The 26,061-nt window shown below is 75.1% G+C and carries 27 protein-coding genes; 16 read left to right on the forward strand and 11 right to left on the reverse strand.

Annotated features, from left to right (window positions below; genetic code table 11):
- The first annotated feature begins 3 nt into the window (after positions 1-3).
- The gene (locus ND486_RS00695; RefSeq protein WP_251782314.1) at positions 4-438 is read left to right on the forward strand and encodes a TIGR03668 family PPOX class F420-dependent oxidoreductase; all 435 of its coding nucleotides are present in this window, start codon (positions 4-6) and stop codon (positions 436-438) included.
- Positions 439-531: 93 nt separating this feature from the next.
- On the opposite strand, the gene ND486_RS00700 is transcribed toward ND486_RS00695, so the two are convergent.
- Positions 532-1,296, reverse strand: a complete 765-nt coding sequence (locus tag ND486_RS00700) for an alpha/beta fold hydrolase (protein ID WP_251782315.1) — start codon at positions 1,294-1,296, stop codon at positions 532-534.
- A 202-nt stretch (positions 1,297-1,498) separates the two neighbouring features.
- Here ND486_RS00700 and ND486_RS00705 point away from each other — a divergent pair, with 202 nt between their 5' ends.
- From ND486_RS00705 to ND486_RS00715, 3 genes are read left to right on the forward strand one after another with little or no spacing between them, the layout of a single operon-like run.
- The gene (locus ND486_RS00705; RefSeq protein ID WP_251782316.1) at positions 1,499-2,455 is read left to right on the forward strand and encodes a glycine betaine ABC transporter substrate-binding protein; all 957 of its coding nucleotides are present in this window, start codon (positions 1,499-1,501) and stop codon (positions 2,453-2,455) included.
- Positions 2,452-3,660: a glycine betaine/L-proline ABC transporter ATP-binding protein gene (locus ND486_RS00710; protein ID WP_251782317.1), complete on the forward strand. Its 1,209-nt coding sequence runs from the start codon at positions 2,452-2,454 to the stop codon at positions 3,658-3,660. Before ND486_RS00705 ends, ND486_RS00710 begins: the two co-directional genes overlap by 4 nt.
- Entirely contained in the window at positions 3,660-4,595 is a 936-nt protein-coding gene (locus ND486_RS00715) for a proline/glycine betaine ABC transporter permease (protein WP_251782318.1), read from the forward strand. The genes ND486_RS00710 and ND486_RS00715 overlap by 1 nt, the downstream gene beginning before the upstream one ends.
- A 92-nt stretch (positions 4,596-4,687) precedes the next feature.
- Here the strand turns inward: ND486_RS00715 and ND486_RS00720 are convergent, their stop codons facing one another.
- A complete protein-coding gene (locus ND486_RS00720) occupies positions 4,688-5,326 on the reverse strand; it encodes a TetR/AcrR family transcriptional regulator (RefSeq protein WP_251782319.1) in 639 nt (212 codons plus the stop codon).
- Positions 5,327-5,453: 127 nt separating this feature from the next.
- Here ND486_RS00720 and ND486_RS00725 point away from each other — a divergent pair, with 127 nt between their 5' ends.
- Positions 5,454-6,632 carry a serine hydrolase domain-containing protein gene (locus ND486_RS00725; RefSeq protein WP_251782320.1) on the forward strand — a complete coding sequence of 393 codons (1,179 nt, stop codon included), beginning with the start codon at positions 5,454-5,456 and terminating at the stop codon, positions 6,630-6,632.
- Position 6,633: 1 nt separating this feature from the next.
- Here ND486_RS00725 and ND486_RS00730 read toward each other — a convergent pair whose 3' ends face one another.
- From ND486_RS00730 to ND486_RS00745, 4 genes are read right to left on the reverse strand one after another with little or no spacing between them, the layout of a single operon-like run.
- The gene (locus tag ND486_RS00730; protein WP_251782321.1) at positions 6,634-7,020 is read right to left on the reverse strand and encodes an MmcQ/YjbR family DNA-binding protein; all 387 of its coding nucleotides are present in this window, start codon (positions 7,018-7,020) and stop codon (positions 6,634-6,636) included.
- On the reverse strand, positions 7,017-7,403 hold the full coding sequence (locus ND486_RS00735; RefSeq protein WP_251782322.1) for a VOC family protein: 387 nt from the start codon (positions 7,401-7,403) through the stop codon (positions 7,017-7,019). Before ND486_RS00735 ends, ND486_RS00730 begins: the two co-directional genes overlap by 4 nt.
- The gene (locus tag ND486_RS00740; RefSeq protein WP_251782323.1) at positions 7,400-8,230 is read right to left on the reverse strand and encodes an AraC family transcriptional regulator; all 831 of its coding nucleotides are present in this window, start codon (positions 8,228-8,230) and stop codon (positions 7,400-7,402) included. The genes ND486_RS00735 and ND486_RS00740 overlap by 4 nt, the downstream gene beginning before the upstream one ends.
- A 23-nt stretch (positions 8,231-8,253) precedes the next feature.
- Complete coding sequence (locus ND486_RS00745; RefSeq protein ID WP_251782324.1) at positions 8,254-8,850, reverse strand: LysE/ArgO family amino acid transporter; 597 nt, start codon at positions 8,848-8,850, stop codon at positions 8,254-8,256.
- A gap of 75 nt (positions 8,851-8,925) precedes the next feature.
- Between ND486_RS00745 and ND486_RS00750 the strand changes: the two genes are divergently transcribed.
- On the forward strand, positions 8,926-9,819 hold the full coding sequence (locus tag ND486_RS00750; RefSeq protein ID WP_251782325.1) for a LysR family transcriptional regulator ArgP: 894 nt from the start codon (positions 8,926-8,928) through the stop codon (positions 9,817-9,819).
- A gap of 10 nt (positions 9,820-9,829) precedes the next feature.
- Here ND486_RS00750 and ND486_RS00755 read toward each other — a convergent pair whose 3' ends face one another.
- From ND486_RS00755 to ND486_RS00770, 4 genes are all read right to left on the reverse strand, one after another.
- Positions 9,830-10,042, reverse strand: a complete 213-nt coding sequence (locus tag ND486_RS00755; protein ID WP_062395739.1) for a hypothetical protein — start codon at positions 10,040-10,042, stop codon at positions 9,830-9,832.
- Positions 10,043-10,081: 39 nt separating this feature from the next.
- Positions 10,082-13,546 carry a transglycosylase domain-containing protein gene (locus tag ND486_RS00760; protein ID WP_251782326.1) on the reverse strand — a complete coding sequence of 1,155 codons (3,465 nt, stop codon included), beginning with the start codon at positions 13,544-13,546 and terminating at the stop codon, positions 10,082-10,084.
- Between the two features lie 383 nt (positions 13,547-13,929).
- Positions 13,930-14,301, reverse strand: coding sequence for a nuclear transport factor 2 family protein (locus ND486_RS00765; RefSeq protein ID WP_251782327.1), 372 nt, complete (start codon positions 14,299-14,301; stop codon positions 13,930-13,932).
- 30 nt (positions 14,302-14,331) lie between these two features.
- Positions 14,332-15,339, reverse strand: a complete 1,008-nt coding sequence (locus ND486_RS00770) for an LLM class flavin-dependent oxidoreductase (protein WP_251782328.1) — start codon at positions 15,337-15,339, stop codon at positions 14,332-14,334.
- Between the two features lie 113 nt (positions 15,340-15,452).
- Here ND486_RS00770 and thrS point away from each other — a divergent pair, with 113 nt between their 5' ends.
- From thrS to ND486_RS28735, 8 genes are all read left to right on the forward strand, one after another.
- Complete coding sequence (gene thrS, locus ND486_RS00775) at positions 15,453-17,516, forward strand: threonine--tRNA ligase (RefSeq protein WP_251782329.1); 2,064 nt, start codon at positions 15,453-15,455, stop codon at positions 17,514-17,516.
- A 9-nt stretch (positions 17,517-17,525) separates the two neighbouring features.
- Positions 17,526-18,083, forward strand: coding sequence for an HIT domain-containing protein (locus ND486_RS00780; RefSeq protein ID WP_208823639.1), 558 nt, complete (start codon positions 17,526-17,528; stop codon positions 18,081-18,083).
- A gap of 94 nt (positions 18,084-18,177) precedes the next feature.
- On the forward strand, positions 18,178-18,792 hold the full coding sequence (gene pgsA, locus ND486_RS00785) for a phosphatidylinositol phosphate synthase (RefSeq protein WP_208823641.1): 615 nt from the start codon (positions 18,178-18,180) through the stop codon (positions 18,790-18,792).
- The gene (locus tag ND486_RS00790; RefSeq protein WP_251782330.1) at positions 18,785-19,675 is read left to right on the forward strand and encodes a phosphatidylinositol mannoside acyltransferase; all 891 of its coding nucleotides are present in this window, start codon (positions 18,785-18,787) and stop codon (positions 19,673-19,675) included. Before pgsA ends, ND486_RS00790 begins: the two co-directional genes overlap by 8 nt.
- Positions 19,672-20,796 carry a glycosyltransferase family 4 protein gene (locus ND486_RS00795; protein ID WP_251782331.1) on the forward strand — a complete coding sequence of 375 codons (1,125 nt, stop codon included), beginning with the start codon at positions 19,672-19,674 and terminating at the stop codon, positions 20,794-20,796. The genes ND486_RS00790 and ND486_RS00795 overlap by 4 nt, the downstream gene beginning before the upstream one ends.
- Positions 20,793-21,380, forward strand: a complete 588-nt coding sequence (locus ND486_RS00800; protein ID WP_251782332.1) for an NUDIX hydrolase — start codon at positions 20,793-20,795, stop codon at positions 21,378-21,380. Before ND486_RS00795 ends, ND486_RS00800 begins: the two co-directional genes overlap by 4 nt.
- Before the next feature lie 16 nt (positions 21,381-21,396).
- Positions 21,397-22,314 (forward strand): pyridoxal 5'-phosphate synthase lyase subunit PdxS, encoded by a 918-nt coding sequence (gene pdxS / locus ND486_RS00805; RefSeq protein WP_073574636.1) that lies wholly within the window; start codon positions 21,397-21,399, stop codon positions 22,312-22,314.
- 339 nt (positions 22,315-22,653) lie between these two features.
- A complete protein-coding gene (locus tag ND486_RS28735; RefSeq protein ID WP_285898053.1) occupies positions 22,654-24,420 on the forward strand; it encodes a glycoside hydrolase family 16 protein in 1,767 nt (588 codons plus the stop codon).
- Here the strand turns inward: ND486_RS28735 and ND486_RS00815 are convergent, their stop codons facing one another.
- Positions 24,421-24,981 (reverse strand): helix-turn-helix domain-containing protein, encoded by a 561-nt coding sequence (locus tag ND486_RS00815; protein WP_251782333.1) that lies wholly within the window; start codon positions 24,979-24,981, stop codon positions 24,421-24,423.
- A gap of 54 nt (positions 24,982-25,035) precedes the next feature.
- Between ND486_RS00815 and ND486_RS00820 the strand changes: the two genes are divergently transcribed.
- Together ND486_RS00820 and ND486_RS00825 are read left to right on the forward strand one after the other, a co-directional pair.
- Complete coding sequence (locus ND486_RS00820; RefSeq protein WP_251782334.1) at positions 25,036-25,713, forward strand: AzlC family ABC transporter permease; 678 nt, start codon at positions 25,036-25,038, stop codon at positions 25,711-25,713.
- The gene (locus ND486_RS00825; protein ID WP_062395725.1) at positions 25,710-26,018 is read left to right on the forward strand and encodes an AzlD domain-containing protein; all 309 of its coding nucleotides are present in this window, start codon (positions 25,710-25,712) and stop codon (positions 26,016-26,018) included. The genes ND486_RS00820 and ND486_RS00825 overlap by 4 nt, the downstream gene beginning before the upstream one ends.
- Positions 26,019-26,061 lie beyond the last annotated feature (43 nt).

Raw genomic sequence — 26,061 nt, forward strand, 5'->3', positions numbered from 1 at the left:
CCGGTGCCCTCCCTGGACGAGGCCGCCGCCCGCGCGCTGCTGACCGGTGCGCGGGTGGCGCGGCTCGCGACGATCCGCGCCACCGACGGCACCCCGCGCCTGGTGCCGGTCACCTTCGCGCTCGTCGACGGGCTGGTGGTGTCGGCCGTCGACGACGTCAAGCCCAAGCGGCACCGCCGTCTCGCGCGGCTGCGCGACATCGAGGCCGACCCGCGGGTGGCCCTGCTCGCCGACCACTACGACGACGACTGGTCGCAGCTGTGGTGGGTCCGCCTGGACGCCGGTGCCACGATCCACGACGGCGGCGACCTGCACTCCCGCGCCGTCGCGGCCCTGGCCGGGAAGTACGGCTCCTACGCCGCCCGGCCCCCCGAGGGTCCTGTGCTGGCCCTCACCCCCGTCCGCTGGACCGCCTGGACCGCCACCCCCGGCTCATGACCACAGCCTCGCGCGCGGAACCGGTCCCCGCGCGCGTCACGTCGCGCGCGGGGAGCGGTTCCGCGCGCGGACGCGCGATCATGGTCGCGTCGGTCAGGGCAGGGTGCCCAGGAACGCCGTCACCGCCGACAGCGTCGGCTCGGGCAGCTCCAGGTGGGGCTCGTGCCCGCAGGGCAGCTCGGTGAGGCTCACCGGGCCCGATGCCCGCTCGGCGACCGAGTGCACGTGCACGGCGCTGCCGTAGGGGTCGTCGTCGCCCTGGACGGCGAGGACCGCCGCGGTGATCCCGGGCAGGGTGTCGCGGATGTCCCAGTCGGTGAACTCCTCGGCCAGCCACATGTCGTTCCACCCGCGGAACGCGGCGTCCGGGTCGTCGTGGTGGCGGGCCATCCGGGAGCGGAGGTCCCCGTCGTCGAACGCGGTGCGGGCCGCCCGGATCGCGGTGAGGGCGAACGGCTCGGTCAGCACGTGCGGGGCGAGCACCACCACCCCGCCCACCGGCATCGACGCGGCCGCGAGCAGCGCGATCGTGGCGCCGTCGGAGTGTCCGACCAGGACCGGACGGTCCAGGCCGAGCGCGGCGCACAGGGCGGGGACGGTGGTCGTCGCCTCGGTCGCCATGAAGTCGGTGCCGCGCGGGCCGCGGGGAGGGTCGGAGCGGCCGTGCCCGAGCCGGGAGTACGCGACGGCCCGGCGCCCGGACGCGGCCGCGACCCGCTCGGGGAACCCACGCCACAGACCGACCGAGCCGAGACCCTCGTGCAGGAACAGCAGGGGCGCACGGCCGTCGCCGGGGTCACCGGTGTCGGAGTACTCGTGGCGCAGACCGTCCAGTTCGAGGAGCGACGTCGCAGGCACATCACGATCGTAGTGCTCGCTGTTGCGCCGTCCGGAACGGTCGTGAAGGCTCGTTTGCGTGATTCCCGACCCCCGGCTGACGTCGCGTCTGGACGTCGACCTGTGCCGGATGTGGTCGTCCGCCTGTCGTTGACGCCTGCCCGCGTGTCCTGAAGCCGACCGGGACGCGGAGAGCCGACGACCCCCGAGAGGACGTGCCCCCGTGGCCGATCCGCCCGTTGCCGTACCCCGGACCAGGTCGGTCCGCCTGGTCACCGCCCTGCTCGCGGTGCTGCTGGCCGCATCCGGCTGCGCGTCCGCCGGCGCCGACGGCCCGACCGTCCGGCTCGCCCAGTTCCCGTGGAGCGCGGCGAAGCTGACCAACGCGATCCTCGGTGAGGTCGTCGCGGCCCACCCGGAGCTGGGCGTCGGCCGGCTCAAGACCATCCAGGTCGGACCCGCGACCGCCTGGGCCGGCGCCCAGCGCGGCGACGTCGACGCCCTCACCGAGGTCGCGATGCCCAACCAGTCCGAGCTGGCCGCGAAGGCGGAGGACCGGATCGAGCTGGTGCACCCGACGTACTCCGGAGCCGAGCAGGGCTGGTACGTCCCCAGCTACGCGGTCGAGCCGGGCCGGCCGCTGGCCGGGCTGACCGGCGTCACCCAGCTCAACGACTACGCCGACGCCCTCGGCAACCGGCTCGTCGACTCCGACCCCAGCTTCCTCACCACCGAGTACAACGCGAAGCGCCTCGCCGGGTACCGGCTGGACCTGGAGCAGGTGACCTCCAGCGAGGCCGCGCAGATCGCCGAGCTGCGCCGCGCCTACGAGCGCCGCCAGCCGATCCTGGTCTACCTGTACCGCCCGCACTACATCTTCGAGGAGCTCGCGCTGACCAAGCTGACGGAGCCGACCCCGGCCCGGGAGGACTGCTACACCACCGGCGACGGCGCCTGCGCCATGCCGGCGTACTCGGCCTGGACCGCGGCGAGCCCGGACCTGGCGCGCACCAGCCCCGGCTTCGCGGCGATGCTGCGCCGGTTCGAGCTGCCGCTGGCCGATGTCGAGCAGATGCTCCAGCGGGTCGACGTGGACAACGAGGACGTGGAGGTGGTGGCGCGGGACTACGTGGCCGCACACCCGGACCGCGTCCGCCAGTGGGTGGGAGCCGGAGCATGATCGAGGTACGGAACCTGACCAAGGTCTTCGGCGACGGCAAGGCCGCCGACGAGGCCGTGCGGCTCGCCGGCGAAGGACTCGGCCGCCCGGAGATCCAGCGCCGCACCGGCGCCACCCTGGCCGTGCACGACGTGTCCTTCGACATCGCCGACGGCGAGCTGTTCGTGATCATGGGCCTGTCCGGCTCCGGCAAGTCGACGCTGGTCCGGCTGCTCAACCGGCTCATCGAGCCGACCTCGGGCACCATCACCGTCGACGGCCGCGACCTCGGCTCGCTCGGCGCCGCCGGCCTGCGCACGCTGCGCAACGAGCGGATCGCGATGGTGTTCCAGCACTTCGCCCTGCTGCCGCACCGCACCGTGCGGCAGAACGCCGAGTACGGGCTGCAGATCCGCGGCGTCGACGCCGGCACCCGCCGGGAGAAGGCGGAGTGGGCACTCGGGCAGGTCGGCCTCGGCGACCGTGCCGACGCGCTGCCCGGTCAGCTCTCGGGCGGCATGCAGCAACGCGTCGGGCTCGCCCGGGCGCTCGCCAGCGACACCGACGTGCTCCTGATGGACGAGCCCTACTCCGCGCTGGACCCGCTGATCCGGCGCGACATGCAGCAGCTGCTCGTCCGTCTGCAGCGGGACCTGAAGAAGACGATCGTGTTCATCACCCACGACCTGAACGAGGCCATGCTCCTGGGTGACCGCATCCTGCTGCTCAAGGACGGGCGCCTGGTCCAGGTCGGCACCGGACCGCAGATCCTGGAGTCCCCGGCCGACGACTACGTCGCCGAGTTCGTCTCCGACGTCGACCGCAGCCGGGTGCTCACCGCCGCCGACGTGATCCGTACGGCCCGCATCACGGTGACCCTGGACGAGCGCCCGTCCGAGGTGCTCGTGCGGCTCGGGAAGGCCGAGGCGACCGGCGCCTACGTCGTCGACGACGACCACCGCATCCTCGGCGTCGTCCGCGACGACTGGCTCGGCCACGCCGCCGGCCGGGGCGCCACCGGCATCGACCGCTCCGCCCTGGTCGCGGAGTACCGCACCACCGAACCCGACCGACCGCTGATCGACCTGCTGCACCAGGTCGGACGCAACCCGGTCCCGCTCGCGGTGGTCGACGACGGCCGCCTCACCGGCGTCGTCCCGCGGGGTGCCGTGCTCGCCGCCCTGTCGACCCACGACGAGGCCACCGCCGACGGGAGGAACGCCTGATGCCCAGGTTCGAGTTCGGCAGCTACGTCGAGGCGTTCATCCTCTGGCTGCTGCAGAACGCCGGGGGCGTGTTCGACGCCGTCGGGGTCGCGATCACCGCGGTCGTCGAGGCCGTGACCTCGCTCTTCACCGCCCCGGTGTGGTGGGTCTGGCTGGTGCTGCTCGTGGCGCTCGCGCTGCTCGTGCGCGGGGCCGGGTTCGCGGTGTTCACCCTGGTCGGCTTCCTCCTCGTGTCCTCGTTCGACCTGTGGACCGAGACGATGGAGACCTTCGGCCTGGTGCTCGTCGCGGCGCTGATCGCGGTGGCGATCGGTGTGCCGCTGGGCATCTGGGCCGCCCGCAGCCGCGCGGCGAGCCGGACGCTGCGCCCGGTCCTCGACCTGGCACAGACGGTCCCGGCGTTCGTCTACCTGATCCCGGTGGTGCTGCTGTTCGGCATCGGCGTGGTGCCGGGCGTCGTCGCGACGATCGTGTTCTCGATCGCGCCCGCGGTCCGGCTCACCGAGCTGGGCATCCGGGGCGTCGACGGCGAGGTCGTCGAGGCCGCGCACGCCTTCGGGGCCCACCCCCGCCAGATCCTGCGCGAGGTGCAGCTGCCGATGGCGCTGCCGTCGATCATGGCCGGCGTCAACCAGGTGATCATGCTGGCGCTGTCCATGGTGGTCGTCGCGGGCCTCGCCGGTGCCGACGGACTGGGCACGACGGTGGTCAGCGCGGTCACCCAGCTCGACATCGCGACCGGTGTGGAGGGCGGGCTGGCCGTCGTCATCGTGGCGATCTTCCTCGACCGGTTCACCTCGGCACTGGCCGAGCGCCCCGAGGGGAGCCTGCTCGCGAAGCTGCGCGCCCGTCGCCGGCAGAAGGCCGCGGCGCCGGCCGCCGAGCGCACCTCGCCGGCTCCGGCCGGTTCCGCGGTGAGCGGCGCGACCGCCTGACAGGGCGCCGCCTCGGCCCGGCCGGCGCCGGACGATCACCGGTTGTGGAGCGATCCGTTCGCGACGCGGGCGTCATCCTCCACAACCGGTGATCACGGTCGTCCTGCGTCCGGTGTCGGTGGCTCGGTCCCCGCCGGTCGGTCGGCGTCGGGGTCCCGGGCGGGCAGCCCCCGGACGAGGACGTCCAGGAAGACCGCGAAGTGCGGGGTCCCGGCACCGGGGTGCTGGGCGTTCTCGACGGCGGCCAGCCAGCCGACCGTGCACGTGACGAAGATCTGCCAGCTCTGCTCGGCCATCGCCTCGTCGACGCCGTCGCGGACGAGCGCCGTGACGACGGTGTCCCGGATCCGCTCCACCGACGGCCCGTGGTGGCGGTGCGGCCGGGACAGGTGGGTGGCGTAGCCGGGCAGGGCGAGGAACTCGTCGTGCATGGCCCACCCCAGGCGCCGCAGGAGCTCCGGGGCGGCCGGCGGATCCCCGGCGGCGCCGTCGACCCGGCGTACGACGCGGTCGACCAGGGTCTCGCTGACCAGGTCGACCAGCTCGTCGCGGGTGCGCACCCAGCGGTAGAGCGCCCCGTGGGTGACCTGCAACCGCGCGGCCACCTCGCGCACGGTCATCGTGTCCAGGTTCGCGGTGGCGGCGACCGCCTCGACGATCGCGTCGCGGCTGATCCGTGCCGGGCGGCCCGGCGGTCGCTTCGTGGCGGGCTCCTCCGGCGTCCGGGTCATGCCCCGGACTCTAGGACGTGACCGGTCCCTCGTCCGGCGACGGCGGGCGGGGCTTGGCGCGGTTCCCGGGCAGATTTAGTATCCAATGGTTACTAATCGGCGGGTCGACGGGAGAGCGGGGAGCGGTATGACGATCACGGGAACGGCGACGGACGCGGTCCGGGGCTCGGTGGCCGACGGGTTCGAGCCCGTCCGGGACGCGTTCGCCGCGCTGCTCGCGGCGGAGGGGGCGCCGCTCGACGCCCAGGTCGCGGCCCGGTACCGGGGTCGGCCGGTGGTGGACCTGTGGGCCGGGCCGGAGACCGGGCCCGACTCGCTGCAGGGCATCTACTCGGCGACCAAGGGCGTGACCCACCTCCTGGTCGCGCTGCTCGTCCAGCAGGACGTCCTGGACCTGGACGAGCGGGTCGCGCACTACTGGCCGGAGTTCGCCACCGGGGGGAAGCAGGACCTGCTGCTGCGCGAGCTGCTCGCCCACCAGGCGGGTCTGGTCGGCACACCCGAGGGGTTCTCCGTCGACGAGCTCTCCGACGACCACCTGGTCGCCGAGCGGCTCGGCGCACAGCGCCCGTTCTGGCGTCCCGGCACGTCGTCGGGCTACCACGCCCTGGTCGAGTCGGCCCTCACCGGCGAGGTCGTCCGCCGCGCCACCTCGGCCGAGGTCGGCGCGCTCGTCCGCGAGCTGCTGACCGGGCCGCTGGGCCTGGACCTGCACCTCGGGCTGCCCGCGGAGGCCGAACTGCGGTTCCTCGCTCCCCAGCCCATGATCGCCACGCCCGAGCGCCTGCGGGAGCTCGCCGCGGGCGCGGGCTCACCGGACGGTCTCCCCGGGATCGCGTTCAACCGCAGGCACCCCGACGGCTGCGAGGTGTGGGAGCTGCCCGCCCACCCGGTCGTCCGCTCCCGCGGGCCGGCCTCGCTCGGCGGGATCGGGACCGCCCGCGCGCTCGCGACGCTCTACGCCGCGGCGACCGTCCCGGTCGACGGCCGCCCCGCGCTGCTCCGCCCGGACACGCTCGCCGCGTTCGCCCAGATCCAGACCGCCGGGTTCGACCTGGTCCTGCGACAGCACAAGGCATGGGCGGTCGGGTTCCACGCCTCCTCGGAGGTCTACCCGATGCTCGCGGCCGGGTCGTTCGGCCACAGCGGAGCCGGCGGGCAGCAGGCGCTCGCCGACCCGCGCAACGAGCTGTCCTACGCCTTCCTGCGCCGCCGCTTCCTCGTCCCGAGCCAGGCCGACGCCGACCACGCCCGGCTGCTGACCTCGCTGCTCCGGTCCGCCCGCGAGTCGGGCGCCGCGGCCTGAGTCAGCTGTCGAGCCGGGCGGCCAGCCGGGCCGGGGCCACGCAGCGCCACGCGTCGGTCACGATCTCGGTGACCTCGTCGCAGTCGGCGGCGTCGGGGCCGGTGCCGTCGAGCACCACCCCGAGCCAGCCGCGGTGCCCGACGTAGGCGGGCCGGAAGAACCGGGCCGGGTCCTCGGCGACCAGCTCGGCCTGCACGCCCGGCGCCGCGGCGCACCAGAACGCCAGGTGCGGGTGGCCGTGGTGGTGCGCGGCGTAGGAGACGAACATCCTCCGCACGAACCACGACGGCGACCCGTGGCTCTGCTTCTCGGTCACCTCGGGCAGGGACAGGCAGATCGCCCGCAGCCACGGCAGCGGGTCGGCGGGGTCCGGGTGGCGTGCGGTCACGGACGCCCCGGCCGGTAGGTCCCCACGCTCCACGTGTTGCCCTCCGGGTCGGCGACGGCGCACTCCCGCGAACCGTAGTCCTGGTCGACCGGCGCCATGGTGATCTCCGCACCCGCGGCGGCCGCGCGGGCGTGCACCGCGTCCGGGTCGTCGCAGGTCAGGTAGATCACGGTCCGACCGGTGTCGAAGCGGTCGCCCCCGGCGCGGCGCGGTCCGATCAGGACCAGGCCGGTGTCGTCGCCGTCGTCCCAGGCGAGCTCGGCGTGGGCGATCCCGCCGTCGTCGCCGGTGTGGACGGCGACCTCCCGGAAGCCGAGCGCCGTGGTGAGGAACGCGATCGCGGCGCGGGGGTCGTCGTAGCGGAGGGTGGGGTGGATGCTCATGACGAACGATCCTGACCGGGACGCGGCGGTGCGTCGTGAAGGAATGGGAACTGTTCGGCGCGGAACGCGGCGGGTGAGATCCCCGCGAGCGCCCGGAACTCGCGGGAGAGGTGGGGCTGGTCGGCGTAGCCGCACTCGGCGGCGACGAGTGCGAGCGGGTCCCGCCCGCCCCCGACCAGCTCGGCGGCGCGCGCGAAGCGCAGCACCCGGCGGACGGTGCCGGGCGCGAGACCGACCTGGCTCCGGAACCGGGACTGCAGGTGGCGGCGGCTCCAGCCGGTCTCGGCGGCCAGCTCCGCGACGCCGACCCGGCCCGCGGTCGCGCTGAGCCGGTCCCAGGCGTAGCGCACCTCGGGTGCGGGGAGGCGGGCCCGGTCGTCCAGGAGCCGGTCCGCGAGCAGCGCGCTGACCAGGGCGAACCGGCCGTCCCAGGTCGGCTCGGCGGCCAGGCGGGCGGGCAGCGCGGCGAGCACGGGGTCGTCGAGCTCGTCGAGGCGGGGCACCGTGCCGCCGGGCAGCGCCCGCCCGCCGAGAAGGGTGTAGGTCGCCGCCGGGGTCAGGTCCACCTGCACCCCGGCCTGCGGGCCGGTGAACTCGGTCAGCACCCAGGTGTCGCTCAGGCCGCCGACGAACGCGGCCGCCGACCCGGTCGCGACGGCCGGCCCGGACAGCGTCAGCGGGTGCAGCCCGAGGATCAGCGCGGTCCCGGCGGACGGCGGCTGGCGACGACGCAGGGGAGCGGCGGCGTGCTCGCGGTAGCCGAGGTAGCGCAGCACGTGCCCGCGCAGCGCGGCGGGCGGCCGCCCCGGCACGTACTCGGCGGACATGGACGATGTTGTACCCCCACTCCTCACCCGGCGGCCAGCGCGACCGCGAGGCCGAGCATCACCGTGGCGACGAGCCCGTCGAGCACCCGCCACGCCGTCGGCCGGGCGAACAGCCCCGCGAGCCGCGCCGCGCCGAAGCCGAGCCCGGAGAACCAGGTCAGGCTGGCCACGACCACCCCGGCGCCGAACGCCCACCGGCCGTCGTCGCCGTGCGCGGCGGCCAGCGACCCGAGCACCAGCAGGTCCAGCATCATGTGCGGGTTGAGGAAGGTCAGGGCCGCTGCGCTCCCCAGGACGGGCACGAGCGGCCGGGCCGAGCCGTGGGGGTCGGCGTCGAGCGCACCGGGCCGGACGGCGCGCCGCAGCGCCAGCAGGCCGTAGCCGGCCAGCCACGCGACGCCGCCCCAGCGGACCACCTCGACCAGCCCCGGTGCGCGGTCGACGAGCAGCCCGACGCCGGCGACCGCCGCGGTCACCAGCACCAGGTCGGCCAGCACGCAGAACACCACCACCGCCGGGACGTGCTCGCGTCGCAGCCCCTGCCGCAGCACGAACGCGTTCTGCGCCCCGATCGCCGCGATCAGCGACAGTCCCGTCCCGAATCCCGCCAGCACACTCACGTCGCCGACGCTAGGTCGTCCGCGCCAGGAGGACGTCAGGAACTGAAAGAACGTCATGAACTGTAGATTCGCTTCATGTACGACCGGGAGCGGCTGGCCACCCTGAGCGCCGTGGTGGAGGAGGGTGGTTTCGACGCCGCCGCCGCGCGGCTGTCGATCACGCCGTCCGCGGTGTCCCAGCGGATCAAGGCCCTGGAACGGCAGGCGCGCCGGATCCTGGTGCGCCGCACGCGTCCGTGCGTCGCGACCGAGGAGGGGGCCGCGCTGCTGCGGCTGGCCCGGCAGATCGCCGTGCTGGAGGGTGAGGTCGAGGCCGGGTTCGGCAGCGCCGACACCGCGGGCACGCACCTGCCGATCGCGGTGAACGCGGACTCGGTGACCCACTGGTTCCTGTCCGCGGTGGTCCCCCTGGCCGCGCGGCACGGGGTCCGGCTGGACCTGCACGTCGACGACGAGCAGTACACCGCGGCCCTGCTGCGCGAGGGCTCGGTGGTCGGGGCGGTGACGACGTCGTCGGCACCGGTGCAGGGCTGCGCGGTCCGGCCGCTGGGTGCGACCCGCTACCGGCCCGTCGCCGCCCGGCCGGTGTACGACCGGTGGTTCGCCGGGCGGGACCCAGCCGAGGCGTTCCCGCTCGCCCCGCGGGTCGACTTCGGGTCGAAGGACGTGCTGCAGACCCGGTTCGTCCGCGGGCTCACCCACCGGCCGTGCACCGGTCCGGCGCACCGGGTGCCCGCCGCCGACGGCTACCACGAGGCGATCCGTGCGGGTCTGGGCTGGGGGATGTTCACCGACGGCCCGGCCCGGGAGGCCGCGGCCGCCGGGCGGCTCGTGCTGCTCGACGCCAAGCGCCACCTCGACGTCCCGCTGTACTGGCAGCACTGGAAGCTCAGCACCACGGTGCTCGACGCGCTCACCGAGTCGGTCTGCGCGGCGGCGGCGACGATCCTGGTGCCGCCGGCCCGCTGACCGGGGGGTCTCAGATCCCGGACCGCCAGGGGCGTCCGAGGCGGATGTCGCAGGTGATGACCCCGCGGTCGACGCCGGTGAGGTCCGCGATCAGGTCGCGGACCGCGTCCTCGGCCTGCCGGGGGTCGTCGACGGTGGTCGACGCCTCGATGCCCGGCACGTAGAGGGTGAGCCTGCGGTCCGCCCGCCAGGCCACCACCTCGAAGTGATGGTCACCGGTCACCCGTCCACGGTAGCCCGGCCGCGGCGCGAACGGGGCGGATCAGCCGACGGTCGGGTCGGCGGCGCGGCCCGCGTCGGCGCCCGGCTGCGTGTCGTCCTGCTGGGCGGGCACCGGGTCGCCGGTCGTCTCCGGGACACCGGTCGGCTCGACCGGGGCCGGGGGATCGGTGGGGGCGACCGGGTCCGCGCTCGGCTCCGGCGTGGGCTCGGCCGGCGGCGTGCTCGTCGGCGTCGGCGGGGCGGTCGGCTCGTTGGGCGCCAGGGTGGAGGGCGACTCGCCGATCGGCCTGAACGTCGGGAACTCGGCCGTGCCGGTGGCGCGCACGGTGTCGGACATGAACGCCTTCCACACCGATCCGGGCAGGTCGGCGCCGTTGATCGGGCGGCCCGCGGAGTCCTGGATCGGGTCGTTGCGGTCGGTCCCGACCCACACGGCCGTCGCGATCCCGGGGGTGAAGCCGGCGAACCAGGCGTCGTTGTTCTGGCCCTCGAAGCGGGACTGGACGGTGCCGGTCTTGCCGGCCGCCTCCTGCCCGTCGGGCAGCTGCAGCCCGTCGTTGTCGACGACGTTCATCATCGCCTCGGCGACGTTGCGCGCCACCTGCTCGGGAAAGCGCTGTTCGCCCTCGCCCGGCTGGTACTCGTAGAGCACCCGCCCGTCGGAGTCGACGACCTTGGACACCATGTGCGGGGCGTGCCAGACACCCCCCGCGGCGATGGTGGCGTAGGCCGACGCCAGCTGGACCGGCGTGACCTCCTTGTTGCCCAGGGGGAGCCGCGCGTCGGGGTTCTCCAGCGGCGCGGTGATCCCGGCGAGGCGCGCGGCGTCGGCGACCTTCTGCGGGCCGACCTGCGCGGCGAGCTTGGTGAAGACGACGTTGTTGGAGATCGTCATCGCCTGCTTGAGGTCGCAACGCGGGCAGTTGGCGCCCTCGGCGTTGCGCAGCCCCGGCCGCTCGGACCCGTCGAAGGTGGTGCCCAGGCCGATCGGCGGGTCGTTCAGGAGCCCGGCGAGCACGGCGAACGGCTTGAACGTCGACCCGGGCTGCTTCATGACCTGGGCGTAGTCCAGGCCGGTGCCGTTCGGCCCGCCGTAGTAGCCGAGGATGCCGCCGGTACGCGGGTCGATCGCGACCGCGCCGGTGCGCAGCAGCTCCGGCTCGCCGCGCAGCTTCTGCTCGACCGAGTCGGTGAGCTGCTGCTGGCGCTGCGGGTCGATCGTCGTCGTCACCTGGAGGCCGCCCTGGGCGAACGCCTGCTCGGAGATGCCCAGCGAGCCCAGCTCGGAGCGGACCGCGTTGAGGATGTGGCCGCGGGCGTCGGTCAGCGACGACGAGCGCGAGGTGTTCTCCGGCGCGATGGTCTGCGGGAACACGGCGGCCTGCCGGTCGGCCTGGGAGATCCAGCCCTGGGCGGCCATGCCGTCGAGGACGAAGTTCCAGCGCTGCTTCGCCCGGTCCGGGGAGTTCGCCGGGTCCCAGTTGGACGGCGACTGGATGATCCCGGCGAGCAGTGCGCCCTCGCTGGGGGTCAGCTGGGCCGCGGGCTTGCCGTAGTAGGCGAGGCTGGCGGACTCGATGCCGTAGGCGCCGCGGCCGAAGTAGATGGCGTTGAGGTAGTCGTTGAGGATCTCGTCCTTGGACTTCTGCCCGGAGACCTTCAGCGAGACGATCAGTTCCTTGTACTTCCGCCAGTACGTCGCGTCGTTGCCGACCAGGGTGTTCTTGACGTACTGCTGGGTGATCGTCGACCCGCCGCCGACGCCGCCGGTCAGCTGGTTGACCATGGCCCGCAGGATGCCGGTGAAGTCGAAGCCCGGGTTCGAGTAGAACGACCGGTCCTCGGCCGCCAGCACGGCCTCGCGCACGGGCACCGGGATGGCGTCCATCCCGACCTTGATCCGGTTGCCCTGCTCGGGCACGAGGCGGGCGAGCTGGCCGCCGTCGGCGTAGGAGACGGTGGCGATCTGGTTCTGCACCGCGTCGTCGGTGCTGGGGATCGGGAACAGCAGCCAGCCGAGCCCGAGCAGCAGCAGCGGCAGCAGCACGATCGACGCGGCCGTCCCGACCAGCGAGTACACGACCTGCCGGCGACGCCGGGTCCGCCGCTCCTCGGGGGTGAGTGCGGCCTTCTGGTCGGCGTCGAGGATGCCGAGGCGGCGGCGCACGACACCCACGCCCGGCCCGACGAGTGCGATGACCCGGTCGAACGGCCCGTCGGGCTCGGCGCGTCGACGGCGGCGCGGGCCGGGGGCCGCGGCGTCGACGAACTCGGTGTCCGCCCCGTCGCCGGGGGCGGTGACCAGGGCGGTGGGCGCGCCGCCGTCGCTGCGCGGGGCGGTGGCGGGCACGAGCCCGGTCGGGGCCTCGGCGGCGGGGGCGAGCGCGGTCGCGGCGTCGCCGGGTCCGGGACGGCGGCGGCGCCCGCCGTCGCGTGCGGGCAGGGCGTCGGTCGTGGATTCCGCGCCCTCGTCCGGCTCGGGACGACGACGGCGGCCGGTGCGGGTGGCCGCGCCGGTGCCGTCCGGGGCCGCCGTGCCCGGGAGCGGTGCCGAAGGCGCGGCGACGGCCGTGGTGGCCGCACCGGTGGCCCCGGTGGTGGCCGCCGGGGTGGCGGCGGAGGCCGGGCCGGGCCGGGCGGCACCGGTCGGTGGCACGGCCGGCCGGGGGACCGGCGGCAGCGACGGGTGCTGCCCGGGGCGCGGCGCGGCGCCCTGCGGACCGGGGCCCGAAGCACCCGGCGCCGCCGGGGCGGGGCGGGGACCGGCCGGTGCCGGGCCGGGCGCGGCGGGGCGCGGCGCGGGCGGGAACGACGGTGCTGGTCCCGACCGGCCGGGCGCGCCGGCGCCGGGGCGCCGCTGCGGGCCGGTGGTGTGCCGGGGCTCGGCCGGGGCGGGCGGACCCGCGGGGGTCGCGCCGGTGGCGCCGGGCGGCGGGGTGCTGCCGGGCTCGCGGGGCACGGTGCCGCCGCGCACGCGCAGCCCGACCTTCGTGGTGCCCCCGGAGCCGTTGACGCCGGAGCCGTTGCCCGCGGAGCCATTGCCCGCGGAGCCGTTCGCAGGGGTGCCGTTCGCCGGGGTGCTCCTCGCGGGGGCGCCGTTCGCGGGAGCGCTGTGTGCGGGGCCGCCGTCCGCCGTGGCCCCGGTACCGGGGGCGGCGGTCGCGGGAGCGGCCTCGCCGGCCCGCCGGGAGCGCCGACGGCCGGTGGCGCCGTCCTCCCCGGTGCCGCGTGCCCCGTCCGGGCCGGAACGCCCGGCCGACCCGGTCGCCCGGACGACGTCGGCGAAGGAACGGGCCTCCGGCTCGGCGGACCGCGCGCGCCGTCCACCGGCGGGGGCGCCGTGCCGGGCCGGGGCGCCGGAGTCGGCGCGGGCGACCTGGTCGCTGCCGTGCCGGCCGGTCGGGCGCTCCTCGGTGTCGACCGCACGACCGGAACCGGACGATCGGTGGGGGTCGGACTCGGGGGAGCGGCGCGACCGCGGCGGAGGGGGCGGGCCTGCGGGCAACCGGCTCTCCCTTCTGGTCGACGGCCGGCGGAGCCGGACGGTGGCGTGGTCTCACCCGGTCAACGAGTTCGCTGGGTCAACGAGGGACCGGAGGGCGGCGTTGTGCCCACCTGATCGACGTCACTCGAATGTCGGCACGTCAGCGGGGTGATGGCGCGCTCCGTGACCGGATCGCCCGATCATGGTGCGGCATGCGGACCATCGTGCCCGCGGCCGAAGGGATGCACAGGCGACACGATCACTGCGTCGAGCAACGGCCGGTTGCGTGCGACGACGCGCGGGCGGCCCAGCGCCGGACGGCCGGACGGCCGCATCCGGCGGGACGACCGGCCGTCGTCGATCGCCGGGCGGCGGCAACCCCGGCGCCGACCTGCGACGACGGGTCAGGACAGGAGCGGGCCCATGCGGTCGCGTAGTGCGACCGCGGCCGACAGCGGCCGCACGAGCACGGTGAGCTCGCGGATCCGGCCCTCCTCGTCGGTGCGCAGGACGTCGACGCCCTGCACCTCGCGCTCCCCGACGGTCGCGGCGAACTCGAGGACGTGCCCGTCGTCGCCGGAGTACCCGGCGACGTAGTGGAACCCGCCGAAGACGGTGAACACCGCGCCCAGGATGGGACGCAACGTGTCCCGGCCCCGGTAGGGGCGGTGGACGACGGGCGAGCGGAACTCGACGTCGTCGCGGCAGAGGGCGACGGCCGCGTCGAGGTCTCCGGCCTCGATCGCGGCCCGGAAGCGGGCGGCGGCGTCGTTCACGCCGGCGATCATGCCCCACCCCGTCCCGGGTCAGGCGGCCGCGGCCGCCGGACGCAGGCCGACGGCGCCGGCCAGCAGCTCGTAGGAGCGCAGCCGGTCCTCGCCGCGGAAGGTCGAGGTCGTCACCATCAGCTCGTCCACCCCGGTCCGGGCCACGAGCTCCTCGACCCCGGCCCGCACGGTCTCCGGCGAGCCGATGACCTGGTCGGCGTGGCGCTGCTCGACGAACGCCCGGGCCGCGTCGGTCCAGTCGAAGGCCGCGACCTCCTCGGGGCCGGGCAGCGGGCGCGGATCGCCGAGGCGCAGGTGCAGGAACTGCAGCGCCGAGGGCAGCGCCAGCTCGCGGGCGTGCTCGTCGGTGTCGGCACAGGTCACGGCGGCGGCGATCATCGAGTACGGCTGTGCCAGCATCGTCGAGGGCCGGAAGTGCTCGCGGTAGAGCTCCAGCGCGGGCAGCGTGTTCGCGGCCGAGAAGTGGTGGGCGAAGGCGAACGGCAGCCCGAGCCTCCCGGCGACCTCCGCCGAGTAGCCCGACGAGCCGAGCAGCCACATGGTCGGAGCGTTCCCCGCGGCCGGTACGGCGAGCACACCGGCGTCGCCGCGGAAGTAGGCCGCGAGCTCCACGAGCTGGTCGGGTAAGTCGTCCGGGGCCTGCAGCCGGTCGGCCCCGGTCCCGCGCAGCGCGGCGGCGGTCCGGGGGTCGGTGCCCGGGGCACGCCCGATGCCGAGGTCGATCCGGCCGGGGTGCAGTGCCTCGAGGGTGCCGAACTGCTCCGCGACGACGAGTGGGCGGTGGTTGGGCAGCATCACCCCGCCCGAGCCGACGGTGATCCGCGTGGTCGCCCCGGCCAGGTGCGCGATCAGCACCGGCGGCGAGGAGCTGGCGATCCCGGGCATGCCGTGGTGCTCGGCGACCCAGTAGCGGGTGAAGCCCAGCTCCTCGGCCCGTCGCACCAGGCGGGTGCTGTGCGCCAGCGCGTCGGTGGCCGACGAGCCGTCGGCCACGGGGACCAGGTCGAGGACGGAGAGGGGGACCACGACGGCTGCAACACCCGCACCCGCCGGGTGTCTTCCCGGCGGTCGAAACCGGTTCGCGGCCCCCGACTAGCATCGGAGGTCCATCCGTTCGCACCACCTCTGGAGGCACCCCCGTGTCCGCACCGTCCGCCCCGCCCGCGTCCGCCCCGATCCGGGTGCCGGCCGGGACGACCGCCGGCGCGCGCGTCCGGGAGGGCGGGCTGCCGACCAGCGGTCCCGAGGCGATCGTCGTCGTGCGCGACGCCGAGGGTGCCCTGCGCGACCTGGCCTGGGCCCCCGAGGCCGACGCCGAGGTCGTGCCGGTCCCGGCGAACACCGAGGAGGGGCGCAGCGTCATCCGGCACTCGGCGGCGCACGTGCTCGCCCAGGCCGTCCAGCAGCTGTTCCCGAAGGCCAAGCTGGGCATCGGCCCGCCGGTCACCGACGGCTTCTACTACGACTTCGACGTCGACACCCCCTTCACCCCCGAGGATCTGAAGAAGATCGAGTCGGCGATGAAGAAGATCGTGAAGGCGGGGCAGCGCTTCGAGCGCCGTCGCTACGCCTCGCAGGACGAGGCCCGCGCCGAGCTGGCCGACCAGCCGTACAAGCTGGAGCTGATCGACCTGAAGTCGACCGACGACTCCGTCGACAGCGGCGAGGTCATGGAGGTCGACTCCTCCGGCGAGCTCACCGTCTACGACAACGTGCACGCCCACACCGGCGCCGTCGTCTGGTCGGACCTGTGCCGTGGCCCTCACCTGCCGACCACCAAGTTCATCCCGGCGTTCTCGCTGACCCGCTCGGCCGCCGCGTACTGGCGGGGCGACCAGCGCAACGCCCAGCTCCAGCGGATCTACGGCACCGCGTGGGAGTCGCAGGAGGCGCACGACGCCTACCTGGAGCGCGTCGCCGAGGCCGAGCGGCGCGACCACCGCCGCCTGGGCAGCGAGCTGGACCTGTTCAGCTTCCCCGACGAGATCGGGTCGGGCCTGCCGGTCTTCCACCCCAAGGGCGGCGTCGTCCGCAAGGAGCTGGAGGACCTGTCCCGCGAGCGGCACGCCGCGGCCGGGTACGAGTTCGTCTACACCCCGCACGCGACCAAGGGCGCGCTGTTCGAGAAGTCCGGGCACCTGGACTGGTACTCCGAGGGCATGTTCCCGCCCATGCAGCTCGACGCGGAGTACACCGCCGACGGCGAGCTGAAGCGGCCCGCGGTGGACTACTACCTCAAGCCGATGAACTGCCCGATGCACAACCTGATCTTCGCCTCGCGCGGGCGGTCCTACCGGGAGCTGCCGCTGCGGCTGTTCGAGTTCGGCACCGTCTACCGCTACGAGAAGTCCGGTGTGGTGCACGGGCTGACCCGGGCCCGCGGCTTCAGCCAGGACGACGCGCACATCTACTGCACCCGCGAGCAGATGCAGGACGAGATCCGCAGCCTGCTGCAGTTCGTGCTGGACCTGCTGCGCGACTACGGCCTCGACGACTTCTACCTGGAGCTGTCGACCCGCAACCCGGACAAGTCGATCGGCTCGGACGAGGCGTGGGCCGAGGCCACCCAGGTGCTGCGCGACGCCGCGGAGAGCTTCGGGCTGACCCTGCACGACGACCCGGGCGGCGCCGCGTTCTACGCGCCCAAGATCTCGGTGCAGGCCCGCGACGCGATCGGCCGCTACTGGCAGATGTCGACCATCCAGGTCGACCTGATGCTGCCGGACCGCTTCGAGCTGGAGTACACCTCCTCCGACGGGTCCCGGCAGCGTCCGGTCATGATCCACCGCGCACTGTTCGGCTCGATCGAGCGCTTCTTCGGCGTGCTCACCGAGCACTACGCCGGCGCCTTCCCGGCGTGGCTGGCCCCCGTCCAGGTGGTGGGGATCCCGGTCACCGAGGCCCAGGACGACTACGTCCGCGACATCGCCGCCCGGCTGCGCGCCGCGGGCATCCGGATCGACGTCGACTCCGGCGACGACCGGATGCAGAAGAAGATCCGCACCCACACGCTGCAGAAGGTGCCGTTCCTGCTGCTCGTCGGCGGTCGCGACGTCGAGGCGGGCGCGGTCAGCTTCCGCTTCCGTGACGGCTCGCAGACCAACGCGGTGCCGGTCGAGCAGGCGGTCACCTCGATCATCGAGTGGGTGCGGTCGCGCACGAACACCTCGCCGACCGCGGAGAGCTTCGGGGTCGGCGCCTAGGATCGGCGCATGGAGCAGGAGTGGGTCCCGCAGGAGGGGACCGGGACGCCCGACGGCTTCGCCCGGCTGTGGACCCCGCACCGGCTCGCCTACATCCAGGGCGCCGGTGACACCGGCTGCCCGTTCTGCCGGATCGCCCGGGGGGACACCCTGGGCGACTCGACGGACCCGGACGCGGACAACCTCGTCGTCGCGCGCGGCGACGAGGTGTTCGCGCTGCTGAACCTGCACCCGTACAACCCGGGGCACCTGATGGTGCTGCCCTACCGGCACGTCGCGGACCTGGAGGGGCTCACCGACTCCGAGGCCGGCGAGCTGATGGCGTTCACCCGGCAGGCCGTCGTGACCATGAAGAAGGTCGCGGCGCCGCACGCGTTCAACGTGGGCCTGAACCTGGGCCACGTCGCGGGCGGGTCGCTGGCGGAGCACCTGCACCAGCACGTCGTCCCGCGGTGGGGCGGGGACGCGAACTTCATCGCCGTCGTCGGGCAGACGAAGGTGATCCCGCAGCTGCTCGCCGAGACCCGTGACCAGCTGGCGCGGGCGTGGGAACCGCCACGTCGCTGACTCCGGCCGCGCCGACGGCGGGCGGACCCGGTGTCGGACTACGCTGGCAGCGTCCCCCACCGCCGCCGTCCTGCACGGGAGCACGCAGCCGCCGATGCTGAACCTGTTCGCCCGCGCGCACGTCAACCGGCTCACCGACCCCGTCGGGCGGGCCCTGATCGACCGCGGTGTCAGCCCGGACACCGTGACCGTGCTCGGCACCGTCGGGGCCGTGGCCTGCTCGCTGGCGTTCCTGCCGACCGGCCGGCTGGCCCTCGGCGCGGTGCTGGTCACCCTGTTCGTGCTGACCGACCTGATCGACGGCGCGATGGCCCGCGCCCGCGGGCACGGCACCCCGTTCGGGGCGGTGCTCGACTCCACCTGCGACCGGATCGTCGACGGCGCCCTGTTCGCCGGGCTCGCCTGGTGGGCGCTGACCGGCGGGGCCGAGCCCCTGGCGGGTGCCGCCGCGCTGGTGGCCCTGGTCGGCGGCCAGATCGTGTCCTACGTCAAGGCCCGCGCCGAGTCCGTCGGGCTCACCGCCGAGGGCGGCCTCGTCGAACGCGCCGAACGGCTCATCCTCGGCCTGGTCGGGGCGTTCCTGTCCGGCATCGGGGTGCCGTGGGCGCTGACCGTCACCCTCGTCGTGCTGGCGATCGGGACGGCGGTGACCCTCGGCCAGCGGATCCTGGCGGTGCGGCACAGCTCCCGCGAGGCACCGCGTGCCTGACCTGCGGACGCGCACCACCGACGCGCTGAGCGCCGCCGGGTACGCGGCGGGCTGGCGGGTCGCGGGGCGGCTCCCGGCCGGCGTCGCCGCACGGGTGTTCGACGCCGGCGCCGCGCTCGCGGTCCGCCGCGACGGCCCCGGGGTACGACGGCTGCGGCACAACCTGCTCCGGGCCCGTCCCGACGCGACCCCCGCCGAGCTCGACGCACTGGTCGCCGCCGGGATGCGCAGCTACGCCCGTTACTGGCGCGAGGCGTTCGCACTGCCCGGCCTCGACCCCGCCGCGGTGCACGCCGCGATGCACCCGCACGCCCACGGCGTCGCCGGTGCGCTGGCGTCCACCCGGTCCGGGCGCGGGGTCGTGTTCGCCCTCCCGCACGCCGGCAACTGGGACCTCGCCGGGCTCTACCTGCTGCGCGAGCTCGACCGGCTCGGGCTCGAACCGGCGCTGACCACCGTCGTGCAGCGGCTGCGCCCCGAGGCCCTGTTCCGCCGGTTCCTCGCCTACCGGCGCGCGCTCGGGTTCGAGGTCGTGACCGCCGACGACCCCCGCGCCGCACACCGCGCGCTGACCGGGCGGCTGCGCCGCGGCGGGGTCGTCTGCCTGGTCGCCGACCGCGACCTGACCGGCACCGGGACCGGCGTGACGTTCCTCGGGGGGCCCGCCCGGCTGCCGTCCGGCCCTGCGCGGCTCGCCCGGCTCACCGGCGCCGCGCTCCACCCGGCCTACCCCTACTTCACCGACGACGCCTGGGGCGTCGAGGTCGGCGCGCCCGTCCCGCCCGGTCCCGGTGCCGTCCAGCACCTCGCCGACGCGTTCGGCGACATGATCGCCCGCCGCCCGTGGGACTGGCACATGCTCCAGCCGGTCGGCACGGGATGAGGATCGGGATCGTCTGCCCGTACTCCCTCGACGTCGCCGGGGGAGTGCAGCGCCATGTCCTGGACCTGGCCGCCGCGCTGCGCGCGCTCGGGCACACGGTCGAGGTGCTGGCCCCGACGACCGGCACCGCGCCCGAGTTCGTCACCCCGGCCGGGCGGGCCGTCGGCGTCCCCTACAACGGCTCCGTCGCCCGCGTCGCGTTCGGCCCGCTGACCCGTCACCGCACCCGGCGCTGGCTCGCCGCGCACGACTTCGACGTGCTGCACGTCCACGAGCCCACGACCCCGTCGGTGTCGGCGCTCGCGCTGCTCGACGCCCGCGGGCCGGTCGTCGCGACCTTCCACACCTCCACCGAGCGGTCCCGGGTCCTCGCCGCGTTCGGACCCGTGGCGCGCCCCCTGCTGGAGCGGGTGACGGCGCGGATCGCGGTGTCGGCGACCGCCCGCCGGGTCCAGGTCGAGCACCTGGGCGGGGACGCCACCGAGATCCCCAACGGCGTCGACGTCGCCCGGTTCGCGCACGGGCCGGCACTGGACCTGCCGCCCGCGGTGCGGGTCGGCTACGTCGGCCGCTTCGACGAGCCCCGCAAGGGCATGCCGGTGCTGCTGGCGGCGCTGCGCCGGATCGTCGCCGAGCGCCCGGACGTGCGGCTGCTCGTCGTCGGCCGTGGCGACGGCGACCGGCTGCGGCGCGCCGCGGGACCGGGCCTGGCGGGCCGGATCGACCTGCTCGGTCCGGTCGACGAGGCGACCAAGGCCGCCGCGCTGCGCTCGGTCGCGGTGTTCTGCGCACCGCACCGCGGCGGGGAGAGCTTCGGGATGGTGCTGACCGAGGCGATGGCCGCGGGCGCCCCGGTGCTGGCCGCGGACCTCGAGTCCTTCCGTGCCGTGCTCGACGACGGCCGCGCCGGTGCACTGTTCCCACCCGGCGACGACGCCGCCCTGGCCGCCGCGCTCACCCGCCTGCTCGACGACGGGACCGCCCGCGCCCGGTTCGCCGCCGCCGGGCGGGACCGGGCGCAGCGCTACGACTGGCCGGTCGTGGCCTCCGACGTGCTGCGTGTGTACCGGGCCGCGATCGCCGGCGCGCCACGGCCGCTCGTGCGCGGGGGCGCGCGGTGAGCGCGGCCGTCGTCGCCGGGGGAGTGGTCCTCGCGACGCTGCTGGTGGCGGCTCTCACCCTGTGGTGCGTGACACGGGTCCGGCGCCTGCACCGGCTGCACGTGCGGGTCGACGCCGCCCGGGCCGGGCTCGCCGCGGCGCTGGACTCCCGGGCCCGGGTCGCGCTCGCCGTCGCCGACGCCCTCGGTCCCGCCGCACCGCCGGACCTGCGACAGGCCGCCGTCGCCGCGCGGGCACTGCCCGCTCCGGCCCCGGACGGCCGGGACCCGGCCGGGGGCCGCGCCGCCCGCGAGGCCGCGGAGAACGCCCTGACCAGGCAGCTCGCCGTCGTCGGGCGGGGGCCGGGCCGGCCGGGGCCCTGCGACGACCTCGCCGATGCCGAGGCACTGGTCGTGCTGGCCCGCCGGGTGCACAACGACGCCGTCCGCGACACCCGTGCCCTGCGGTCCCGGCGGCTGGTGCGGATGCTGCGGCTGCACGGCACCGCACCGGAGCCGGTGTACTTCGAGATCGTCGATCCGGAACCGCCGCGTTCACCTGCGCGACCTCACGTAGAATCGCCACGCAGTCCGACCGTCATGTGAGGAGCTCCGATCACCCGTGTCCGCAGCTGAGAACACCCCCGACACCGCCGGTCCGCAGCACGGCACCGCGCGGGTGAAGCGCGGGATGGCCGAGATGCTGAAGGGCGGCGTGATCATGGACGTCGTCACCCCGGATCAGGCCAAGATCGCCGAGGACGCCGGCGCCGTCGCCGTCATGGCCCTGGAGCGCGTCCCGGCCGACATCCGTGCCAACGGCGGCGTGGCCCGCATGTCGGACCCGGACATGATCACCGGCATCGTCGAGGCCGTGTCCATCCCGGTCATGGCGAAGGCCCGCATCGGCCACTTCGTCGAGGCCCGGGTCCTGCAGTCCCTGGGCGTCGACTACATCGACGAGTCCGAGGTGCTGACCCCGGCCGACGAGGCCCACCACATCGACAAGTGGAGCTTCACCGCCCCGTTCGTCTGCGGTGCCACCAACCTCGGTGAGGCCCTGCGCCGCATCTCCGAGGGCGCGGCGATGATCCGCTCGAAGGGTGAGGCCGGCACCGGCAACGTCGTCGAGGCCACCCGGCACATGCGCTCGATCCGCGCCGAGATCGGCCGGCTCGCCTCGCTCGACGCCGCCGAGCTCTACATCGCGGCCAAGGAGCTGCGCGCCCCGGTCGAGCTGGTCGCCGAGGTGGCCCGCACCGGGAAGCTGCCGGTCGTGCTGTTCACCGCGGGTGGCATCGCGACCCCGGCCGACGCCGCGATGATGATGCAGCTCGGCGCCGAGGGCGTGTTCGTCGGCTCCGGCATCTTCAAGTCCGGCGACCCGGCGCAGCGCGCGTCGGCGATCGTGAAGGCCACGACCTTCCACGACGACCCCGAGATGATCGCCAAGGTCTCCCGCGGTCTCGGCGAGGCCATGGTCGGCATCAACATCGCCGACATCCCCGAGGAGCAGCGCTACGCCGCTCGCGGCTGGTAAGCACCCTCCGCTCCGCCCCGAGAGCCCCGTCCGGCACACCGCCGGACGGGGCTCTCGCCGTTTCCGGCCCCGCTGCCGCGCAGGTCCCCGTGCGCCGCACGGATCCGGACCCGTGCGGCGGCGCCGGAACCCCGTGTGGCGGGGGACGGGACCGGGTGCGGGCCACGGTCCGGTGACCCGATCGGTCCCTCGGACGCGTGGGGCGTCCGTTCCGGCCACGTTCCGCGGTCGCTCGGTGGAGGGGTTGCCTACTCGATGTGGTGACACAGGTGCTCGTGGTGACTCTGTGGCATCTAGCGTTCCGTGGGGATCAGGAGACCACTGTTACGGAGGAGCCTGATGGGACGCTCTGTGAGGGTCGTGGCGATCGCCGCCGCGATGTTGATCAGCTTTCCGGCTGCGGCGTTCGCGGACACCGGGGACGGCCGACCGGGTGCGACGACGACCGCGGACTGCCCCACGACGGGCGCCGCCCCGGGTGGGGGAGCCGGTTCGGGTGGTCCGGCCACCGGTGGTGACGGTAGCGCCGGGTCGGGGAAGCCCGGCGCCTCCGCGGCCCCCGGGGCGGCCGGGCCCGAGGGGGACGGCCCCTCCGGGGACGGCTCGGGCGACGACCGCGGCTCCTCGAACGGCCACGGCTCCTCCGGTGCCGACCACGGCTCCTCGGGCGACGGGTCGGGGCGCGGCGACGGCGGCTCGGGCGGCGACGACTCCGGCTCCGGCGGCGACGGGGGATCGTCGGGATCGGGCGGCTCCGGGAACGACACGGGGTCCGGTTCGGGTGACGATCGAGGCTCCGGCTCCGGCTCCGGCTCCGGCTCCGGCTCCGGCTCCGGCTCCGGCTCCGGCTCCGGCTCCGGCTCCGGCTCGGACCAGGGCTCGGGTTCCGGTGGGGACTCCGGCGACACGACATCGGGCGCGGGCGACTCCGGCACCGGCGACACGACGCAGGACTCCACCGATGACCGGACGCCGGGCGGCGACCAGGGTTCGGGCGGCGACCACGGCTCGGGCGGCGACCAGGGTTCCGGTGACGACCAGGGCCCCGGAGACGGCACGACCTCCGACCCGGGTTCGGGCGACGACACGACATCGGGCGGGGACGGCGCTCCGAACGGCGACCGCGGTCCGGCCGGCGATCAGGGCGACCGGGCCGGCGCCCCGGGGTCACCCGCCGACACGACCTCGGCGAACGCGACCCCGGGCACGGCGCCCGGCGGCGCGGCGACCACCCCGGCCGGCGAACCGGCCCCCGGTGCGACCCCCGCCCCCGTGGACTGCACCGCCGGCGCGGCCCCGGCGGCCCCGTCCTACCCGGGCGCGGCGACCACCGCCGCCGTCGCGCACGGCTGGGGCGAGCCCACCAAGGTCGACGACTTCGACGGCGACGCCCTCACGGGCTGGAGCCCCTACGACGGACCCGGCCACGCCGGCAAGGGGACCCGTTCCCCGTCGGCGATCTCGGTGAAGGACGGCCTGCTCACCATCGACGGCGACGCCGACGGCACCACCGGCGGCATGGCCTGGTCGGACAGCAGCCAGAAGTACGGCCGCTGGGAGGGCCGGGTGCGGGCACCCGCGTCGGACCCGTCGTACAACGCGCTGCTGCTGCTCTGGCCCACTGCCGAGAACTTCCCGGTCGGCGGTGAGATCGACTTCATGGAGATGACCGACCACACCCGGCAGAAGACCAACCTGTTCCTGCACTACGGCGAGGACAACTCCCAGGTCCAGGGCTCGGTCGACATCGACGCGACCCAGTGGCACAACTGGGCGGTCGAGTGGACGCCGAAGGGTGTGACCGCCTTCGTCGACGGCAAGCAGTGGTGGCACACCGACGACACCTCGGTCCTGCCTCCCGGGCCGATGCACCTGACGATCCAGCTCGACTGGTTCCCCAAGGGCGGCGGTGACGTGAAGCCCTCGGAGATGCAGGTCGACTGGGTCCGCCAGTACGCCCTGCCCGAGTCCGAGAAGGGCGGGGACGGCTCCGGCGACGCGGGCGGCAACGACGAGGGGCTCTTCGACGGACTGCTGCACCGCATCACCGAGGGCGGTCCGGACCGGGAGCCCGGCTCGGCGACCCGCGGTGCGAGCGGCACGTGATCAGCGGTACTCCATGACCATCACCGCGGTCGCGCCCGGGGTGAGCGCGCGGTAGGAGTGCGGGCGGTCGGCCGGGAACGTCAGATGGTCCCCCGGGTCCAGCTCGATCTCCTCGCCCTCCGGCCCGATCACCCACCGGCCCGCCGACACCACCACGTGCTCGACGGTGCCGGGGGAGTGCGCGTCGGCGGCCCGGGGCGGCCCCGGCTCGCAGGTGGCCAGGTGCAGGTCGCGGCGCGCCCCCGGTGGGCACGGGGACAGCAGTGCTCCGGTGTAGGCGGCCTCCTCCGACCGGATCGCGGGACGGTCGGCGAACCGCACCACCCGCACCGTCGACGACGGCGGCTCCACCAGCGCGCTGAACGGGACCTCGGCGACGACCGCGATCGCCCAGAGCGTCTCCACACTCGGGTTCCCGGTCCCCGCCTCCAGCTGCGACAGCGTCGACTTCGCGATGCCCGCCCGGCGGGCGAGCTCGGCCGAGGAGATGCCGAGGCGCTCCCGTTCCCGGCGGATGGCCGCCGCGATCGTCGCGAGCGGTGGCTCAGGCGTTCGATTCATCGGTCTCCTCGTTCGGCTTGACGAACACAGCCGCTGTTGTTCACTGTATCGGGCATGCGTTCGATACAGCGAACGACCCGCGGGGACGTCCGCGACGCCGTCACCATCTCGGTGGCCGTCGCCGTCGTCGGGGTCTCCTTCGGCGCGCTCGCGCCGGCCGCCGGGTTGTCCCCGGCCATGACGATGGCGATGTCGCTGTTCGTGTTCGCGGGCGGCGCCCAGCTGCTCGTCACCGGAGTGCTGGCCGCCGGGGGCGGTGTGTGGGCCGCCGTCGCCGCGGGGCTGGTGCTCAACCTGCGGCACCTGCCGTTCGGCCTGGCCCTGGCCCGTCACCTGGGCGGGGGCTGGGCGCGGCTGCCGGCGGCGCACGTCGTCACCGACGAGTCGACGGCGTTCGTGCTGGCCCGCACCGACGTCCCCGGGCGGGGATGGCGCGCGTTCCGCATCCTCGGCGTCGCGAAGTACCTCTGCTGGCAGCTCGGCACAGCGGCCGGTCTGGTGCTCGGGGCGAGCGTGCCGGACCCGGCCGCGTTCGGGCTCGACGCCGCCTTCCCGGCCGCGCTGCTGGCCATGCTCGTCCCGATGCTGCGCCGGGTCGACGCCCGTCGGGTCGGCGCGGCCGCCGCCACCCTGTCGCTGGCCTGCGCGCCGTTCCTGCCCGCGGGCCTGCCCGTGCTGGCCGGCCTGCTCGGCGTCGGCGCGGCCGGCCGGACCACGGGGGAGCAGCCGTGACCGTCGCCGCGCTGCTCGTCCTCGCCGGCGGGACCTACCTCATGCGGCTGCTGCCGCTGGTCCTGCACGACCGGGTCGCCCTGTCCCCGCGCACCGTGCGCCTGGTCGAGCTGGGAGCGGTCGGGCTGCTCGTCGCGCTCGTCGCGACCGGCACCTGGTTCGAGGGGGCCGGGTTCGCCGGCTGGGCCCGCCCGGCCGGGGTCGCCGTGGCCGCCGGTGCGCTGCTGCTGCGGGTGCCGTTCGTGCTGGTCGTCGTCCTCGCCGCGGCGACGACGGCCGGGCTGCGGCTGGCCGGAATCGCCTGAGCCGGTCGTCACCCCGGCGCGCGCCCCGCGCCGGGGACCGCGA

Source organism: Pseudonocardia sp. DR1-2, from assembly GCF_023717215.1.
Taxonomy (GTDB): domain Bacteria; phylum Actinomycetota; class Actinomycetes; order Mycobacteriales; family Pseudonocardiaceae; genus Pseudonocardia; species Pseudonocardia alni.

Bases quoted from the DNA above. Each gene is read 5' to 3' on its own strand.
- ND486_RS00710 (WP_251782317.1), top strand. From the start codon at position 2,452: ATGATCGAGGTACGGAACCTGACCAAGGTCTTCGGCGACGGCAAGGCC.
- ND486_RS00715 (WP_251782318.1), top strand. From the start codon at position 3,660: ATGCCCAGGTTCGAGTTCGGCAGCTACGTCGAGGCGTTCATCCTCTGG.
- ND486_RS00720 (WP_251782319.1), bottom strand. From the start codon at position 5,326: ATGACCCGGACGCCGGAGGAGCCCGCCACGAAGCGACCGCCGGGCCGC.
- ND486_RS00725 (WP_251782320.1), top strand. From the start codon at position 5,454: ATGACGATCACGGGAACGGCGACGGACGCGGTCCGGGGCTCGGTGGCC.
- ND486_RS00735 (WP_251782322.1), bottom strand. From the start codon at position 7,403: ATGAGCATCCACCCCACCCTCCGCTACGACGACCCCCGCGCCGCGATC.
- ND486_RS00740 (WP_251782323.1), bottom strand. From the start codon at position 8,230: ATGTCCGCCGAGTACGTGCCGGGGCGGCCGCCCGCCGCGCTGCGCGGG.
- ND486_RS00750 (WP_251782325.1), top strand. From the start codon at position 8,926: ATGTACGACCGGGAGCGGCTGGCCACCCTGAGCGCCGTGGTGGAGGAG.
- ND486_RS00780 (WP_208823639.1), top strand. From the start codon at position 17,526: ATGGAGCAGGAGTGGGTCCCGCAGGAGGGGACCGGGACGCCCGACGGC.
- pgsA (WP_208823641.1), top strand. From the start codon at position 18,178: ATGCTGAACCTGTTCGCCCGCGCGCACGTCAACCGGCTCACCGACCCC.
- ND486_RS00795 (WP_251782331.1), top strand. From the start codon at position 19,672: ATGAGGATCGGGATCGTCTGCCCGTACTCCCTCGACGTCGCCGGGGGA.
- ND486_RS28735 (WP_285898053.1), top strand. From the start codon at position 22,654: ATGGGACGCTCTGTGAGGGTCGTGGCGATCGCCGCCGCGATGTTGATC.
- ND486_RS00815 (WP_251782333.1), bottom strand. From the start codon at position 24,981: ATGAATCGAACGCCTGAGCCACCGCTCGCGACGATCGCGGCGGCCATC.
- ND486_RS00820 (WP_251782334.1), top strand. From the start codon at position 25,036: ATGCGTTCGATACAGCGAACGACCCGCGGGGACGTCCGCGACGCCGTC.